The organism is Streptomyces sp. NPDC002623 (genome assembly GCF_053592635.1).
On record NZ_JBSFWB010000003.1, the window covers coordinates 1 to 16,294 of the forward strand.

At 71.2% G+C, this 16,294-nt stretch carries 13 protein-coding genes; 8 read left to right on the top strand and 5 right to left on the bottom strand.

What is annotated here, in order from left to right:
* Positions 1 to 89: 89 nt before the first annotated feature.
* From whiA to uvrC, 4 genes are read right to left on the bottom strand one after another with little or no spacing between them, the layout of a single operon-like run.
* Positions 90 to 1,079, bottom strand: coding sequence for a DNA-binding protein WhiA (whiA, locus tag ACWD4O_RS05705; protein WP_351920778.1), 990 nt, complete (start codon positions 1,077 to 1,079; stop codon positions 90 to 92).
* Entirely contained in the window at positions 1,070 to 2,137 is a 1,068-nt protein-coding gene (locus ACWD4O_RS05710) for a gluconeogenesis factor YvcK family protein (RefSeq protein WP_451277774.1), read from the bottom strand. The genes whiA and ACWD4O_RS05710 overlap by 10 nt, the downstream gene beginning before the upstream one ends.
* Complete coding sequence (rapZ, locus tag ACWD4O_RS05715) at positions 2,134 to 3,141, bottom strand: RNase adapter RapZ (protein ID WP_451277776.1); 1,008 nt, start codon at positions 3,139 to 3,141, stop codon at positions 2,134 to 2,136. Before rapZ ends, ACWD4O_RS05710 begins: the two co-directional genes overlap by 4 nt.
* A complete protein-coding gene (uvrC, locus tag ACWD4O_RS05720; protein WP_451277778.1) occupies positions 3,138 to 5,249 on the bottom strand; it encodes an excinuclease ABC subunit UvrC in 2,112 nt (703 codons plus the stop codon). Before uvrC ends, rapZ begins: the two co-directional genes overlap by 4 nt.
* 309 nt (positions 5,250 to 5,558) lie before the next feature.
* Between uvrC and ACWD4O_RS05725 the strand changes: the two genes are divergently transcribed.
* From ACWD4O_RS05725 to ACWD4O_RS05735, 3 genes are all read left to right on the top strand, one after another.
* Entirely contained in the window at positions 5,559 to 6,539 is a 981-nt protein-coding gene (locus ACWD4O_RS05725; protein WP_450952954.1) for a hypothetical protein, read from the top strand.
* A gap of 131 nt (positions 6,540 to 6,670) precedes the next feature.
* The gene (locus ACWD4O_RS05730) at positions 6,671 to 7,753 is read left to right on the top strand and encodes a LacI family DNA-binding transcriptional regulator (protein WP_451277780.1); all 1,083 of its coding nucleotides are present in this window, start codon (positions 6,671 to 6,673) and stop codon (positions 7,751 to 7,753) included.
* Positions 7,750 to 8,661, top strand: a complete 912-nt coding sequence (locus tag ACWD4O_RS05735) for a carbohydrate kinase family protein (RefSeq protein WP_451277782.1) — start codon at positions 7,750 to 7,752, stop codon at positions 8,659 to 8,661. The genes ACWD4O_RS05730 and ACWD4O_RS05735 overlap by 4 nt, the downstream gene beginning before the upstream one ends.
* A 60-nt stretch (positions 8,662 to 8,721) precedes the next feature.
* Here ACWD4O_RS05735 and uvrA read toward each other — a convergent pair whose 3' ends face one another.
* Positions 8,722 to 11,799, bottom strand: coding sequence for an excinuclease ABC subunit UvrA (gene uvrA, locus ACWD4O_RS05740; RefSeq protein WP_451277784.1), 3,078 nt, complete (start codon positions 11,797 to 11,799; stop codon positions 8,722 to 8,724).
* A gap of 223 nt (positions 11,800 to 12,022) precedes the next feature.
* Here uvrA and ACWD4O_RS05745 point away from each other — a divergent pair, with 223 nt between their 5' ends.
* The 5 genes from ACWD4O_RS05745 (at position 12,023) to ACWD4O_RS05765 (ending at position 16,268) form a co-directional block, all read left to right on the top strand.
* Positions 12,023 to 12,709, top strand: a complete 687-nt coding sequence (locus ACWD4O_RS05745; RefSeq protein ID WP_451277786.1) for a maleylpyruvate isomerase family mycothiol-dependent enzyme — start codon at positions 12,023 to 12,025, stop codon at positions 12,707 to 12,709.
* Between the two features lie 9 nt (positions 12,710 to 12,718).
* Complete coding sequence (locus tag ACWD4O_RS05750) at positions 12,719 to 13,375, top strand: MBL fold metallo-hydrolase (RefSeq protein WP_451277788.1); 657 nt, start codon at positions 12,719 to 12,721, stop codon at positions 13,373 to 13,375.
* Positions 13,376 to 13,708: 333 nt separating this feature from the next.
* Positions 13,709 to 14,593: an ABC transporter substrate-binding protein gene (locus ACWD4O_RS05755; protein ID WP_451277790.1), complete on the top strand. Its 885-nt coding sequence runs from the start codon at positions 13,709 to 13,711 to the stop codon at positions 14,591 to 14,593.
* Positions 14,590 to 15,519: an amino acid ABC transporter permease gene (locus tag ACWD4O_RS05760; RefSeq protein ID WP_451277792.1), complete on the top strand. Its 930-nt coding sequence runs from the start codon at positions 14,590 to 14,592 to the stop codon at positions 15,517 to 15,519. Before ACWD4O_RS05755 ends, ACWD4O_RS05760 begins: the two co-directional genes overlap by 4 nt.
* The gene (locus ACWD4O_RS05765; protein WP_451277794.1) at positions 15,516 to 16,268 is read left to right on the top strand and encodes an amino acid ABC transporter ATP-binding protein; all 753 of its coding nucleotides are present in this window, start codon (positions 15,516 to 15,518) and stop codon (positions 16,266 to 16,268) included. Before ACWD4O_RS05760 ends, ACWD4O_RS05765 begins: the two co-directional genes overlap by 4 nt.
* The last annotated feature ends 26 nt before the right edge of the window (positions 16,269 to 16,294 follow it).

The following is a 16,294-nucleotide window of genomic DNA, read 5'->3' on the forward strand; positions in this document are numbered from 1 at the left end:
GTGGTGTTCTACTCCAAACCCACACAACCCCACAAACTGGGGGGGGGGCCCCCCCCCCGGCCCCCCACCACCGGCACTCTGACGGGTGATCAGCCGACCAGATTGTCGGCGAGGTCCTCGCTGAGGTTGGCCTCCGTGCCCGGGATGCCGAGGTCGGAGGCACGCTTGTCGGCCATCGCCAGCAGCCGGCGGATACGGCCGGCGACCGCGTCCTTCGTCAGCGGCGGGTCGGCGAGCGCGCCGAGCTCCTCCAGAGAGGCCTGCTTGTGATCCATGCGCAGCCGGCCGGCCGCCGCGAGGTGCTCGGGCACCTCCTCGCCGAGGATCTCCAGCGCGCGCTGGACACGGGCTCCCGCGGCGACGGCGGCGCGTGCCGAGCGGCGCAGGTTGGCGTCGTCGAAGTTGGCGAGCCGGTTCGCCGTGGCGCGCACCTCGCGGCGCATCCGGCGCTCCTCCCAGGCCAGCACCGACTCATGGGCGCCGAGGCGGGTGAGCAGCGCGCCGATCGCGTCGCCGTCGCGGACGACGACCCGGTCGACGCCGCGCACCTCTCGGGCCTTCGCGGCGATGGAGAGCCGACGGGCCGCGCCGACCAGCGCGAGCGCCGCCTCCGGACCCGGGCAGGTCACCTCCAGGGAGGAGGAGCGGCCGGGCTCGGTGAGCGAGCCGTGCGCCAGGAAAGCCCCTCGCCAGGCCGCCTCCGCGTCGCAGGTCGCGCCGGAGACCACCTGCGGGGGCAGACCCCGGATCGGGCGGCCGCGGCCGTCGACGAGTCCCGTCTGCCGGGCCAGCTGGTCACCGCCCGCGACGACCCGCACGACATAGCGCGAGCCGCGGCGCAGACCGCCCGGGGCCATCACGATCAGCTCCGAGCTGTGGCCGAAGATCTCCAGGATGTCCCGCTTGAGCCGACGGGCCGCCATCGCCGTGTCCAGCTCCGCCTCGATCACAATGCGCCCGCTCACCAGGTGGAGGCCGCCGGCGAACCGCAGAATCGCGGAGACCTCCGCCTTTCTGCAGCAGGTCCGGGTGACGGGGAGCCGGGAAATCTCATCCTTCACCGCTGCCGTCATCGCCATGGGCCGATCCTTCCATGCATCCGAAAAATACGGTCGTACGCGGCGGCCAACAACTCCGGGTCGTGCCTCGGGGTTCCGTCGGGCCGGGCCACCGGCGCCAGCTCGACCACGGCCCCGAACCGCTTGGCGGCGTCGGTCAGCGAGTCGCGGTCGGGCACGGCGGCCTCGTCGGCCAGCACCACGTCCAGGGCGAGTTTAGGGGCGTGTCGTCCCAAAACCTCCAAATGACGCTGCGGGGAGAAGCCGTCGGTTTCTCCCGGCTGCGGGGCGAGGTTCAAGGAGAGCACCAGGCGGGCCTTGGTCTCCATGAGCGCGTCGAGCAGGCCGGGCACCAGCAGGTGCGGCATGACCGAGGAGAACCAGGAGCCGGGCCCGAGCACCACCCAGTCCGCGTCCAGGACGGCGGCGACGGCCTCCGGGACGGCCGGCGGGTCGTTCGGCACCAGGTGCACGGACTGCACCTCGCCGGGCGTGAGCGCCACGGTCGCCTGTCCCCGGACGGTGTCGATGTCGTCCGGCCGCAGCGGATCGTGCCCCTTGACCAGCGCCTGGAGCTCCAGCGGCACGGCGGACATGGGCAGCACCCGGCCCTGCGCGCCGAGCAGCTTGCCGACCAGGTCCAGGGCCTGCACATGGTCGCCGAGCTGCTCCCACAGGGCGACGATCAGCAGATTGCCGACCGCGTGGCCGTTGATCTCGCCCTGCGACTGGAAACGGTGCTGGATGACGCGGGCCCAGGTCTGGCCCCAGTCGTCGTCGCCGCACAGCGCGGCCAGCGCCTTGCGCAGGTCACCGGGCGGCAGCACGCCCAGTTCGTCCCGCAGGCGGCCGCTGGAGCCGCCGTCGTCCGCCACCGTGACGACGCCCGTGAGGTCGCCGGTGATCCGGCGCAGCGCCGTGAGCGAGGCGGACAGACCCATGCCGCCGCCGAGGGCGACGACCTTGGGCTGGGTGCCGCGGCGGCGCGGTTTGCCGCCTCGGGCCTCGACCGGCCGGCCCGCGCGCCCCTCCAGGGCGACCCTGCGCAGCCGGCCGAGCCGTGGAGTACGTCCTGTCATTCCCGTCCCATGTCCCGGTGTACGACCACCGTCTCCACGCCCTCGGCCGCGAGGCGCGCGGCGAGCTTCTCCGACATGGCCACCGAGCGGTGCTTGCCGCCCGTGCAGCCGACCGCGATGGTCACATAGCGCTTGCCCTCCCGGCGGTAGCCCGCGGCGACCAGTTGGAGGAGCTCCGCGTACCGGTCGAGGAACTCCTTCGCGCCGGGCTGGTTGAGGACGTACGCCGAGACCTCCTCGTTGAGGCCGGTGTAGGGGCGCAGCTCCGGGACCCAGTGCGGGTTGGGCAGGAAGCGCATGTCGACGACCAGGTCGGCGTCGACCGGCAGGCCGTACTTGAAGCCGAAGGACATCACGGTGGCCCGCAGCTCGGGCTCCTCGTCGCCCGCGAACTGGGCGTCCATCTTGGCGCGCAGCTCGTGCACGTTGAGGCTGGAGGTGTCGATCACCAGGTCGGCGTCGCCGCGCAGCTCGCGCAGCAGCTCGCGTTCGGCGGCGATGCCGTCGACGATGCGGCCGTCGCCCTGGAGGGGGTGCGGGCGGCGCACGGACTCGAAGCGGCGCACCAGGGCGTCGTCGGAGGACTCCAGGAAGACGATCCGCCGGGTGACGCCCTTGGCCTCGAGGTCGGCGAGGGACTCACGGAGGTTGTCGAAGAAGCGCCGGCCGCGGACGTCGACGACCACCGCGATCCGCGCCACGTTGCCCTGCGAGCGGGCGCCCAGCTCCACCATGGTGGGGATCAGGGCGGGCGGGAGGTTGTCGACGACGAACCAGCCGAGGTCCTCCAGACACTTGGCTGCCGTCGAGCGACCGGCCCCGGACATGCCGGAGATGATCACCAGCTCGGGGATGGCCGCCTCGGGGATCCCGGGCGGCGTGACGTCCGTACTCACCTGTGCTCCGTCTTCGTGGCGTGCTTCTTGCCGGGGGCTGTCGGCGGCCCCGGGGTCCGGGGGCGCCTGTTCTCTCTGGTCTGTGGGGTGTGCATCGTGCTCGGTCATGTCTCCTGCCCCAGTCGTTCTTCCGGGGCGCCCGCCGTCACGGGATCTCCGGGGGAACCCGCCGTCGTATCGGGTTCCTCGTCTTCAATGATCTCTCCGGTCGCCGTGTTCACGGCGGGAGCGGGCGGCGCCGCCTGCGCGAGGGCCACGGCGATGGTCTCGGCCGTCTTGCGGCCTATGCCCGGGACCTCGCAGATCTGGTCGATCGTCGCAGCCCGCAGCCTCTTCACCGACCCGAAGTGCTTGATCAGCGCCTGTTTGCGGGTCTCGCCGAGGCCCGGCACCTCGTCCAGCGGCCCGGCGCGGAAGCGCTTGGCCCGCTTGGTGCGCTGGTAGGTGATCGCGAAGCGGTGGGCCTCGTCGCGGACGCGCTGCAGCAGGTAGAGGCCTTCGCTGCTGCGGGGCAGGACGACCGGGTCGTCGTCGCCGGGCAGCCAGACCTCCTCCAGGCGCTTGGCGAGGCCGCAGACGGCGACGTCGTCGATTCCCAGTTCGTCCAGCGCCCGCTTGGCGGCCGCGACCTGCGGCTGTCCGCCGTCGACGACGACGAGCTGGGGCGGGTAGGCGAACCGTTTGGGACGGCCGTCGTCCTCGGTGAGGGTGCCGGCGAGGACGGTTTCCATGGCGTCGGCATCGGCATCGGCGCCGACGGTGAGCGGGGCGCCGTCCGTGAGCGGGGGCTCGCCGTCGGTCCACTCCCCCGTCTTCCCCTGCTCGGCGATGTAGCGCCGGAAGCGGCGGGTGATCACCTCGTGCATGGAGCGGACGTCGTCCTGACCCTCGAAGCCCTTGATCTGGAAGCGGCGGTACTCGCTCTTGCGCTGCAGACCGTCCTCGAAGACGACCATGGAGGCCACGACGTCGTCGCCCTGGAGGTGCGAGATGTCGTAGCACTCGATCCGGAGCGGGGCGCTGTCCAGGTCGAGGGCCTCGGCGATCTCCTCCAGGGCACGCGAGCGCGTGGTCAGGTCGGAGGCCCGCTTGGTCTTGTGCAGGACGAGCGACTGCTGTGCGTTGCGCTCGACGGTCTCCATCAGGGCCCTCTTGTCGCCCCGCTGCGGGATGCGCAGCGACACGTTGGACCCGCGGCGCTCGGTGAGCCACTCCTGGACGGGCAGCGCGGGCTCGGGCAGGGCGGGGACCAGCACCTCCTTGGGGACGGAGTCGCCGCGCTCCTCGCCGTACAGCTGTTGCAGGGCGTGCTCGACGAGGGCGCCGGTCGTGACGTCCTCGACCTTGTCGGTCACCCAGCCGCGCTGGCCGCGCACGCGCCCGCCGCGGACGTGGAAGATCTGGACGGCCGCCTCCAACTCGTCCTCGGCGACCGCGATCAGGTCGGCGTCGGTCGCGTCCGCGAGCACGACCGCGTTCTTCTCCATGGCCTTCTTCAGGGCCTCGATGTCGTCGCGCAGGCGGGCGGCCCGCTCGTACTCCATCTCCTCGGCCGCCTCCATCATCTGCTTCTCCAGACGGCGGAGGTAGGCTCCGGTGCGGCCGGTCATGAAGTCGCAGAACTCGTCGGCCAGTTCGCTGTGCTCCTCGGGGGTGATCCGGCCGACGCAGGGCGCGGAGCACTTGCCGATGTAGCCGAGCAGACAGGGCCGGCCGGTGCGGGCGGCGTTCTTGAAGACGCCGGCGGAGCAGGTGCGCACGGGGAAGACGCGCAGCAGCAGGTCGACCGTGTCCCGGATCGCCCACGCGTGCGCGTACGGTCCGAAGTACCTGACGCCCTTCTTCTTGTGGCCGCGCATCACCTGCACGCGCGGGAACTCCTCGTTCATCGTGACCGCGAGGTAGGGGTAGCTCTTGTCGTCGCGGTACTTGACGTTGAACCGGGGGTCGTACTCCTTGATCCAGGAGTACTCCAGCTGCAGCGCCTCGACCTCCGTGGACACCACCGTCCACTCCACCGACGCGGCCGTGGTGACCATCGTGCGGGTGCGCGGGTGGAGGCCTGCCACATCCTGGAAGTAGTTCGCCAGGCGTTGGCGCAGGCTCTTCGCCTTTCCGACGTAGATCACCCGGCGGTGCTCGTCGCGGAAGCGGTACACCCCGGGAGAGTCCGGGATCTGTCCCGGCTTGGGGCGGTAGCTGGAGGGGTCGGCCATGTCTCACACCCTACTGGCGCGGAGTGACACTCCGACGGGGCTGTGGACAACGGCAGGGGTGTCCGGCGGGGCTGTGGACGACCGGGCACAGCAGGGACGGGCCCGGGGGCAGCGACTCGGCCACACGCACGTGCCACTCGGGCATCAGGTGTTGTCGGGACTTGGTCAACACGCTTCAATGCGGGGGAACTCGGGGCCCTGAAGGGCGCCTTACGGATGTGAAGGAGCTGCTGCGTCACGGGCAAGACCCCGACCACCCACGCGAACGGTCCGACCAGCCGTCGTGAGCATTCACAGAAAGGCCCCTGCATGCCGCACGCCACACAGCACGCGGACGCCGCCGTCGTCGTCGCCACCACCGCGGAACTGGACACGGCCCTGCGCGGCGGCCCCTTCCACGTGGCGCTGCGTGCCGCGATCGCCGCCCGTGGACTGCCGCTGCAGCGCGTCCAGCATCATCTGTCGCGCTACGGGGTCAAGGTGGGCGTGACAAGCCTGAGCTACTGGCAGCAGGGCGCCCGGCGTCCGCAGCGTCCCGAGTCGTTGCGGGCGGTGCGGGCGCTGGAGGAGATCCTGCACCTGCCGGACGAGTCCCTGATCCGGCTGCTCGCGGACTCCGACGGCGGGAACGGCGGCAACGGCGGCACGACGGCCGGGCAGTCCGCGGGCCGCTCCTACCGCTCGTTCCTGGAGGCCACCGGCGCTCTCGAACAGCTGCTCGTTGAACTGGAGTGCCCCGTCGACGGCGGACTGCACACGCTCGGCCACCATGAGCGGGTCCGCATCGGGGCACGCCGTGAACTCCTGGGGCGCGAGTCGCAGCACATCGTGCGCGCCCACCGCGACGGCGTCGACCGCTTCGTGGCCGTCCACCACGGCGACCCCGGGTGCGCACCGGAGCGGATGGCGGTGCATGCCCTGGAGAACTGCCGGGCCGGTCGCGTCCGCCGCCATCACGACACCGGCGTGCTCGTGGCCGAGTTCCTCTTCGACACCCGCCTGCGGGCCGGCGACACATTCCTCTTCCGTTACGGCGTGGAGGACGGGACCGCCGACGTGTGCCGTGAGTACGTGCGCGGCTTCGGTGCGGCGGGCGGCCAGTACGCCCTCCAGATCCGCTTCGACGAGCACGCCCTGCCCGTGCGCTGCCATCGGTTCACCCAGCACTCGGCGGCGGCCCCGCGCGGCGGCCGCCAGGAACTGCCGATCAGCGGCCGACACCGTTCGGTGCACCTCGTGGAGCCGCGGGTGCGGTCGGGCATGGTGGGCATCGGATGGGACTGGGAGTGAGTTCGGATGACCGTTCGACTGACGTAAACGCTTGCGCAAGCGTTTACGCGGGGCGCTGAATGAGATAGCTTCCCGCCGGAAGGACGGGCACGGGCCCGGACCGCGGGGCCCCGGGGAGGCGAGGCGACCAGATGCCGACCATGGCCGACGTCGCACGGCACGCGGGAGTGTCCGTGGCGACCGTCTCGCACGTGCTGAACGACACCCGCCCGGTGCTCCCCCACACCCGCCAGGCCGTCCTCGACGCCATCGACGAGCTGGGCTACACGCCCAACACCCTCGCCCGCTCCCTGGTGACCTCCCGCACCCGTTCCATCGGGCTCGCGGTGTCGGCGATCAGCAATCCCTACTTCACGGAGATCCTCCAGGGCGTCGAGGCCGGAGCCCTGGAGCAGGGGTACAGCCTCCTGATCGCCGATCCGCACGACGAGCCCGAGCACGAACGCAAGGTCGTCCAGCTCCTGCACGAGCGCCGCGTCGACGGCCTGATCGTCGCCCCGTCCGCGGACCCGCGCGGCCTCCTGTCCTACCTCGGCCGCCACGCCGTGCCGACCGTGCTCCTCGACCGGGTCGTCGAGGCGGCGGCGGACGGCGCTCCCCGCTTCGACCAGGTCTGCGCCGAGAACGCCGCACCGACGGCCCGACTGGTCGCCCACCTCGCCGAACTGGGCCACCGCCGCATCGCCCTGGTCGCCGGCCTGCCCGGCCTGAGCACCACCGGCGAACGGATCTCCGGCTACCGGCACGGCCTCGCCGCCGCCGGACTCCCCTACGACGAGCGCCTCCTGGCCCACGGCGACTCCGCGTCGGCCGGCGCCGAACGGGCCACCGCGGCCCTGCTCTCCCAGGCCGCACCGCCCACCGCCCTCGTCACCGCCAACAACGCGATGACCATCGGCGCCCTGCGTGCCCTGCGCGACCGCGGCCTCTCCGTGCCCGAGGACATCGCGCTGTGCTGTTTCGACGACTTCGCCTGGGCGGACGTGTTCTCCCCCCGGCTCACCGCGATCGCCCAGCCCAGCCGGGACCTGGGCGCCCTGGCCGTCCGGATGCTGCTCGAACGCCTCGCCGCGCCCGACCGCCCGGCCCGGACCGTACGGCTTCCCTGCACCTTCGTCCATCGCACGTCGTGCGGCTGCAAGGACGGAACGAGCACCGTTGGCCCCGACAGCCCCGACAGCCCCGACAGCCCCGAGGAAGGATCCGCCCTGTGATCGTCGTTGCCGGTGAGGCCCTGATCGACCTGGTACCGCAGGGCACGGGCGCCCTCGCGGGGCTGCAGCCGGCACTCGGCGGCGGTCCCTACAACACGGCGGTCGCGCTCGGCCGCCTCGGCTCCCCCACGGCCTTCTGCTCGCGCACCTCCCTGGATGCCTTCGGCGAAGCGCTGCTCGGCAGACTGCGGGAATCGGGCGTGGACGTGTCCGCGGTGCAGCGCGGCACGGAGCCGACCACCCTCGCGGTCGCCACGGTCGACGGGGACGGTTCGGCCGCGTACTCCTTCTACGTCGACGGCACCGCCGACCGGCTGTTCACGGCCCCGGCTGCGCTGCCCGCAGGGACGCGTGCGGTGTCCTTCGGCACCTGCTCGCTCGTCCTGGAGCCGGGCGCGAGCGCGTACGAGGAGCTGATGCGGACCTCCGCCGCGCAGGGCCTGTTCACCGCGCTCGATCCGAACATCCGGCCCGGGCTGATCCCGGACGCCGACGCGTACCGGGCCCGCTTCAAGAGCTGGCTGCCCTCGGTGTCCCTGCTCAAGCTCTCCGAGGAGGACGCCCGGTGGCTGGGCGGCACCCCGCACGAGTGGCTGTCCGCCGGGCCGACGGCGGTGGTGCTCACGCACGGCGGCGCCGGACTGAGCGTCTTCACCCGCGACGGCTCGATCCACCCCGTGCCCGGCGAGGAGGTCGAGGTGGTGGACACCATCGGCGCCGGGGACACCGTGAACGCGGCGCTGCTGCACGGTCTCGCGCTGCGCGACGCCCTGTCCCCGACCGCCGTCGAGTTCCTCGGCGCCGACGACTGGACGCGGTTGCTGCGGTTCGCCGCACGCGCGGCGGCGATCACGTGTTCCCGGGCCGGTGCGGAACCGCCGTACGCCTCCGAGGTGGGCGAGCTGTAGGAGGAACGGACGGCGCCCCGTGGGGAGTTCCCGCGGGGCGCCGTCCTTTCGCGCGTGGTGTCAGGCCTTGGTCGCCCGCGTCGACTTCGTCGTCTTCTTCGCGGGCGTGGCCTTCGTCGTCGCCCCGGCGGCCTTCTTCGTCGCCGTGTCGTTCGCGGCGGCGGACTTGGCCGTGGCGGTCTTCGCGGTCGCCGTCTTGGCGGTCGCGGTCTTCCGTGCCGTCGCCGTCCTGGCCGCGACCGTCTTCTTCGCCGCCGTCTTGCGCGGGGCCTTCACCGGGGCCGCGTCGCTGATGCGCTCGGCGCCCAGGACCTCCCGGAGGAACTTGCCGGTGTGGCTGGTCGACACCGCGGCCACCTCCTCCGGCGTGCCCTCGGCGATGACCAGGCCGCCGCCGGCGCCGCCCTCGGGGCCCATGTCCACGACCCAGTCGGCGGTCTTGATCACGTCGAGGTTGTGCTCGATGACGATGACCGTGTTGCCCTTGTCGACCAGGCCGGCGAGGACCGTCAGGAGCTTGCTGATGTCCTCGAAGTGCAGACCCGTCGTCGGCTCGTCCAGGACATAGACCGTGCGGCCGGTGGAGCGGCGCTGCAGCTCGCTGGCGAGCTTGACGCGCTGGGCCTCACCGCCGGACAGGGTGGTCGCGGACTGGCCGAGCCGGACGTAGCCGAGGCCGACGTCCTTCAGGGTGTTGAGGTGGCGGGCGATCGAGGGGACGGCCTCGAAGAACTCCGTCGCCTCCTCGATCGGCATGTTCAGGACGTCGGCGATGGACTTGCCCTTGTAGTGGACCTCCAGGGTCTCCCGGTTGTACCGGGCGCCGTGGCAGACCTCGCACGGGACATAGACGTCCGGGAGGAAGTTCATCTCGATCTTGATCGTGCCGTCGCCCGCGCAGTTCTCGCAGCGGCCGCCCTTGACGTTGAAGGAGAAGCGGCCGGGCAGATAGCCGCGGACCTTCGCCTCGGTCGTCTCCGCGAACAGCTTGCGGACGTGGTCGAAGACGCCGGTGTACGTGGCCGGGTTGGAGCGCGGGGTGCGGCCGATGGGCGACTGGTCGACGTGTACGACCTTGTCGACGAGGTCGTCGCCGTCCACACGCGTGTGCCGCCCGGGAACGTTCCGTGCGCCGTTCAGCTCGCGGGCCAGGTGCGTGTACAGGATGTCGTTGACCAGCGTCGACTTGCCGGAGCCGGACACACCGGTGACCGCGGTGAACACGCCCAGCGGGAAGGACACGTCGATGTCCTGCAGGTTGTTCTCGCGGGCGCCGTGCACGGTGAGCCTGCGGGACGGGTCCTGCGGGCGCCGGATCTCGGGCAGCGGGATCGCCTTCTTGCCGGACAGGTACTGCCCGGTCTGCGACTCGGCGTTGTCGAGCAGCTCCTTGTAGGAGCCGCTGTGCACGACCTTGCCGCCGTGCTCGCCGGCGCCGGGGCCGATGTCCACGATCCAGTCGGCGACCTTGATGGTGTCCTCGTCGTGCTCGACGACGATGAGCGTGTTGCCCATGTCCCGCAGCCGGACGAGGGTCTCGATCAGCCGGTGGTTGTCGCGCTGGTGCAGACCGATGGACGGCTCGTCGAGGACGTACAGGACGCCGACGAGACCGGAGCCGATCTGGGTGGCCAGGCGGATGCGCTGGGCCTCGCCGCCGGAGAGCGTGCCGGCCGCGCGGTTGAGCGAGAGGTAGTCCAGGCCGACGTCGACCAGGAACCGCAGCCGCTCGTTGACCTCTTTCAGGACCCGCTCGGCGATCTTCTTGTCGCGGGCGTTGAGCTTCAGCTCGCCCAGGAACTCCGCGCAGTCGCTGATGGACATGCCGGAGACCTCGGCGATGGACTTGTCCATGACCGTGACCGCGAGGACGAGCGGCTTCAGACGCGTGCCCTGACAGGTGGGGCAGGGCACCTCGCGCATATAGCCCTCGAAGCGCTCACGGCTGGCGTCGCTCTCGGACTCGCTGTGCCGGCGCTTCACGAACGGGACGGCGCCCTCGAAGGGCGTCGTGTAGACGCGCTCGCGCCCGTACCGGTTGCGGTAGCGGACCTCGATCTGCGTCTTGTGGCCGTGCAGCAGGGCCTTCCTGGCGCGCAGCGGCAGGCCCGCGAAGGGGATGTCGGTGCGGAAGCCGAGCGCTTCGGCGAGAGCGCCGATCAGCCGGCCGAAGTAGTCCTTGGTGTGACCGTGCGACCAGGGGTGGATCGCGCCCTCGTCGAGGGACTTGTCCTCGTCCGGGACGATCAGCTCGGCGTCGACCTCCATGCGCGTGCCGATGCCGGAGCACTCGGGGCAGGCGCCGAAGGGCGAGTTGAAGGAGAAGGAGCGGGGCTCCAGCTCCTCGAAGGACAGGTCGTCGTAGGCGCAGTACAGGTGCTCCGAGTACATGCGCTCGCGCTCGGGATCGTCCTCGGGAAGGTCGACGAAGTCGAGCACGACCATGCCGCCGGCCAGGCCCAGGGCGGTCTCCACCGAGTCGGTGAGACGGCGCTTGGCGGACTCCTTCACCGTGAGGCGGTCGATGACCACCTCGATGGTGTGCTTCTCCTGCTTCTTCAGCGTGGGCGGGGTGGAGAGCTGGATCGTCTCGCCGTCGACCCGCGCGCGGGAGTAGCCCTTGGTCTGGAGTTCGGCGAACAGGTCGACGAACTCTCCCTTGCGCTCGCGCACCAGCGGCGACAGCACCTGGAAGCGGCTGCCCTCCGGCAGCTCCAGCACCTTGTCGACGATGGCCTGCGGGGACTGGCGCGAGATCGGCCGGCCGCACTCGGGGCAGTGCGGCTTGCCGATGCGCGCGAAGAGCAGCCGCAGGTAGTCGTAGACCTCGGTGATGGTGCCGACCGTGGAGCGCGGGTTGCGCGAGGTCGACTTCTGGTCGATGGAGACGGCCGGGGAGAGGCCCTCGATGAAGTCGACGTCCGGCTTGTCCATCTGGCCGAGGAACTGGCGGGCGTAGGAGGAGAGGGACTCGACATAGCGCCGCTGTCCCTCGGCGAAGATGGTGTCGAAGGCCAGCGAGGACTTGCCCGACCCCGACAGGCCCGTGAAGACGATGAGCGAGTCGCGTGGCAGATCGAGCGAGACATTCTTGAGGTTGTGCTCGCGCGCGCCACGGACGATGAGACGGTCGGCCACGCCGGTCCGCACCTTTCTTGAGAGAAGTGACAGGGGCGGGGCCCCCGTCTTTTTCAGACTAGGGGGAGCCACTGACAACGCCGGTCGGGATTCACCGGTTCACAACAATCCCCGGCCTTCCAGCATGCCCGACGCCGCCACCGACCATATAGCACGTGCATTCGATTTGCGGGCCAGAGCGGCCACCTTCACCCGAAGGGGTGGCGGGACTAGGGTCAGCAGCATGATTGATCACGCTCATGACCTGGAGTCTGTACGTGCCGCGACCGAGCGACTGCTCACCGAAGTCGGGGCACTGGACAACGCGTCGGCGGCCGAGCCGTCACGCCTGCCCGGCTGGAGCCGCGGCCATGTGCTCGCCCACATCGCCCGCAACGCCGACGCCCTCGTGAACGTCCTGGAAGGGCGCCCCATGTACGCCGACGCGCACGTGCGCGACGCCGACATCGAGCGGGACGCCCCTCGCCCACTGGACGTGCAGCTCGCGGACCTGCGGGAGAGCGGGGTCCGCTTCCAGGAGGCGGGAGCGGCGCCCGCGGACTGGTCGCGCACGGTGCAACTGCGCAACGGGGTGGTCGACGCGGCGGCCCGCGTGCCCTTCCGACGGTGGGTGGAGGTCGAGCTGCACCACGTGGACCTCGGCATCGGCTACGAGCTGGAGGACCTGCCGGAGGAGTTCACCGGGCGGGAGATCGAGTTCCTCGCGGAGCGGTTCGACGGACATCCCGACGTCCCGCCGACCCGCCTGACGGACACCTCGCGCGCGTGGAGCACGGGCCGCAAGGCCGACGGTCCCGAGGTGACCGTCACCGGCGCCCCCGCCGACCTCCTGGGCTGGCTCGCGGGCCGCCGTGACGGATCCGGACTGACGGTCGACGGCGGCACGCTCCCGGCCCTTCCCCCGCTATAGGCTGCCGCCATGACGTACAGCGGAGAGGTGACGGTCGGCGGCCCTGCCGACGTGCACGAGCTCAAGGACCTCATGATCACCAAGATCGCGGTCGGCCCGATGAACAACAACGCCTATCTGCTGCGCTGTCGGGCCACGGACGAGCAGTTGCTGATCGACGCGGCCAACGACGCGGAGGCCCTGCTCGGCATGATCGGTGACGACGGCATCGCGTCCGTCGTCACCACGCATCAGCACGGCGACCACTGGCAGGCGCTCGCCGAGGTGGTGGCCGGCACGCACGCGCGTACCTACGCCGGCCGGGAGGACGCCGAGGGCATCCCCGTGCCGACCGACGTCCCGGTCGACGACGGCGACGTCATCCGGGTGGGGAACGTGAGCCTCACCGCACGCCATCTGGTCGGGCACACGCCCGGCTCGATCGCCCTGGTCTACGACGACCCGCACGGCCACCCCCACGTCTTCACCGGCGACTGCCTCTTCCCCGGGGGCGTGGGCAACACCCGCAAGGACCCGGAGGCGTTCGCCAGCCTGATCCACGACGTCGAGACGAAGATCTTCGGCGCGCTGCCGGACGAGACCTGGGTCTATCCGGGACACGGCAACGACACCACGCTGGGCGCGGAGCGGCCGCACCTTCCGGAGTGGCACGCGCGCGGGTGGTGAGCTGAGTCGTCCACGCAGGGGCGCGCGTTGCCGAACGCGCGCCCCGTGTGAATCGCGCGCACGCGCCGACCCTCTGCACGCGCTCCCCGCACACGTGGTTGCGCGGTCAACTGGTGGCAGCCCCGCGCGGGATGACGGCTCCGGCGCGGATCGGGCCGCCGGTCCACGATCCCCGCCCTCGACCGGCGGCCCAGGCGCTCAGCGGGCCGGGCGACCAGGCGACCGGGCGCAGTCCTCACAACCTGTTCACGAGACTGCAACACCCGTTCCCACTATGCGAACAACTGATGGTGTGACCTCGACAAACAGGGATTTGGCTGCCACTCTCCCGCCATGTCTCTCGCCCCTCGTGTTCTGCGCCGCGCCGTGGCCGGCGCCACCGTAGCCCTCCTCGCGACCGCCGTCGGCTGCGCTCCGCAACCGGAGGACAAGGCGGCCACCACGCCTTCCGCTTCGAGCACGGACACCTGCGCCAAGGGCAAGCTGGCCACCGAGACCTCCGGCAAGCTGACCATAGGGACCGACGAGCCCGCGTACGAGCCGTGGTTCAAGGACGACAAGCCGGCCAACGGCCAGGGCTTCGAGTCCGCGGTGGCGTACGCCGTCGCGGAGCAGCTCGGCTACGACAAGAGCGCGGTGGTCTGGCAGAGCGTGCCGTTCAACAAGGCCTTCGCGCCGGGCGAGAAGACCTTCGACTTCGACATCAACCAGGTGTCGATCAGCGACGAGCGCAAGAAGGCCGTGGACTTCTCGTCCGGCTACTACGACGTGCGTCAGGCCGTCATCGCCCTCAAGGGCACGAAGGCCGCGAGCGCGACGACCATCGCCGGCCTCAAGGGCCTCAAGCTGGGCGCCCAGGTCGGCACGACCAGCCTCGACTACATCGACGACGTGGTGAAGCCGTCTCAGCAGGCGGCCGTGTACGCCAAGAACGACCAGGCCAAGTCCGCGCTGAAGAACGGTCAGGTCGACGCCATCGTGGTCGACCTGCCGACCGCCTTCTACATCACCGCCGCCGAGGTGACCGACGCCGAGATCGTCGGCCAGTTCGAGAACCAGGGCACCGCGCCGGAGCAGTTCGGGCTCGTACTCGACAAGGGCAGCCCGCTCACGGCCTGCGTGACCGCGGCCGTGGACACGCTCCGCAAGGACGGCAGCCTGGCGAAGATCGAGCAGCAGTGGCTCGCCGACGCCGTCGACGCCCCGGTGCTCAAGTGACGGTCACCAAGGACGAGTCCGGCCGGGAGGGCGCGGACGACGAGGACGACCTGTCCGGGGGCGGTGACGGCGCCGGTGACGGGTACGCCCCGTCGCAGCGGCGGCTGGAGCGTGAACGCTACAGACGCGCGCGTGCCCGCCGCGCCACGGCGATCGCCGCGCTCTCGACCCTGGCCACGGGTGTCGCCCTCTACTTCGTCGTCGTCGGCGCGCCCGGCTGGCCGCGTACCAAGGAGACCTTCTTCAACGGGCAGTACGCGCGCGAGGCGCTGCCCAAGGTCCTCGAAGGGCTGTGGCTGAACGTCCGGCTGCTGCTGGTCTGCGGCGCCGCGGTGCTGGTGCTCGGCATGCTCATCGCCGTGGCCCGCACACTGCGCGGCCCGGTGTTCTTCCCGCTGCGGGTGCTGGCGGCGGCGTACACGGACTTCTTCCGCGGTCTGCCGCTGATCATCAACCTGATGATCGTGGTGCTGGGCGTCCCGGCGCTGAGGCTGCAGGGCGTCACCGTGGACCCCGTGCTGCTGGGCGGTACGGCGCTGACGCTGACGTACTCGGCGTACGTCGCCGAGGTGTTCCGCGCCGGCATCGAGTCCGTGCACCCCTCGCAGCGCGCCGCGGCCCGCTCGCTGGGCCTGTCCAACCGGCAGGCGCTGCGGTACGTGGTGCTCCCGCAGGCGGTGCGCCGGCAGGTGCCGCCGCTGCTGAACGACCTGGTGTCGCTGCAGAAGGACACGGGTCTCGTCTCGATCGGCGGCGCGGTCGACGCCGTGCGTGCGGCGGACATCATCGTGGGCCGGAGCCTGAACTACACGCCGTACATCGTCGCGGGGCTGCTCTTCGTGGCCCTGACCATCCCGATGACCCGCTTCACGGACTGGGTGACGGCCCGGATGGACCGTCAGCGGGCGCAAGGAGGAACGACATGAGCGACGCTCCGGTGCTGCGGATGGAGTCCGTCCGCAAGACCTTCGGCGACTCCGTCGTCCTGCGGGACGTGGACCTGGAGGTCGCCCCGCACACGGTCACCGCGCTGATCGGGGCCTCCGGCTCCGGCAAGTCCACGCTGCTGCGCTGTGCCAACCTGCTCGAGGACGTCGACGACGGCGCGATCTGGCTGGACGGCGAGGAGATCACCGACCCGCGCGTCGACCAGGACGCGGTACGGCGCCGGATCGGCGTGGTCTTCCAGGCGTACAACCTGTTCCCGCACATGACGGTGCTGGAGAACATCACGCTCGCCCCGCGCCGCGTGCACGGCGTCGCCCGCGCGCGGGCCGAGGAGTACGCCAGGGAGCTCCTGGAGCGGCTCGGGCTGGCCGGCAAGGCGGACGAGTACCCCGACCGGCTCAGCGGCGGCCAGCAGCAGCGGGTCGCGATCGTGCGCGCCCTGGCCGTGCGTCCCCGGCTGCTGCTGCTCGACGAGATCACGGCGGCGCTGGACCCGGAGCTGGTGGGCGAGGTCCTCAACGTCGTCCGCGACCTGAAGGGCGACGGCATGACCATGGTGCTGGCCACGCACGAGATGGGCTTCGCGCGCGAGGTGGCCGACCAGGTCTGCTTCCTGGACGGCGGGGTAGTGCTGGAGCGCGGCACCGCCGAGCAGGTCTTCGGCGACCCGCAGCAGGAGCGCACGCAACAGTTCCTGCGGCGGATCGTCGAAGCCGGCCGCCTCTGAGGCGCTGCGAGGCGCCTCCAGGGGCC

What these genes read in the sequence shown, in the direction of transcription:
- ACWD4O_RS05755 (WP_451277790.1), top strand. Translation starts at nt 13,709, where the DNA reads ATGTCTCTCGCCCCTCGTGTTCTGCGCCGCGCCGTGGCCGGCGCCACC.
- ACWD4O_RS05765 (WP_451277794.1), top strand. Translation starts at nt 15,516, where the DNA reads ATGAGCGACGCTCCGGTGCTGCGGATGGAGTCCGTCCGCAAGACCTTC.
- ACWD4O_RS05750 (WP_451277788.1), top strand. Translation starts at nt 12,719, where the DNA reads ATGACGTACAGCGGAGAGGTGACGGTCGGCGGCCCTGCCGACGTGCAC.
- uvrC (WP_451277778.1), bottom strand. Translation starts at nt 5,249, where the DNA reads ATGGCCGACCCCTCCAGCTACCGCCCCAAGCCGGGACAGATCCCGGAC.
- rapZ (WP_451277776.1), bottom strand. Translation starts at nt 3,141, where the DNA reads ATGACCGAGCACGATGCACACCCCACAGACCAGAGAGAACAGGCGCCC.
- ACWD4O_RS05745 (WP_451277786.1), top strand. Translation starts at nt 12,023, where the DNA reads ATGATTGATCACGCTCATGACCTGGAGTCTGTACGTGCCGCGACCGAG.
- ACWD4O_RS05730 (WP_451277780.1), top strand. Translation starts at nt 6,671, where the DNA reads ATGCCGACCATGGCCGACGTCGCACGGCACGCGGGAGTGTCCGTGGCG.
- whiA (WP_351920778.1), bottom strand. Translation starts at nt 1,079, where the DNA reads ATGGCGATGACGGCAGCGGTGAAGGATGAGATTTCCCGGCTCCCCGTC.
- ACWD4O_RS05710 (WP_451277774.1), bottom strand. Translation starts at nt 2,137, where the DNA reads ATGACAGGACGTACTCCACGGCTCGGCCGGCTGCGCAGGGTCGCCCTG.
- ACWD4O_RS05725 (WP_450952954.1), top strand. Translation starts at nt 5,559, where the DNA reads ATGCCGCACGCCACACAGCACGCGGACGCCGCCGTCGTCGTCGCCACC.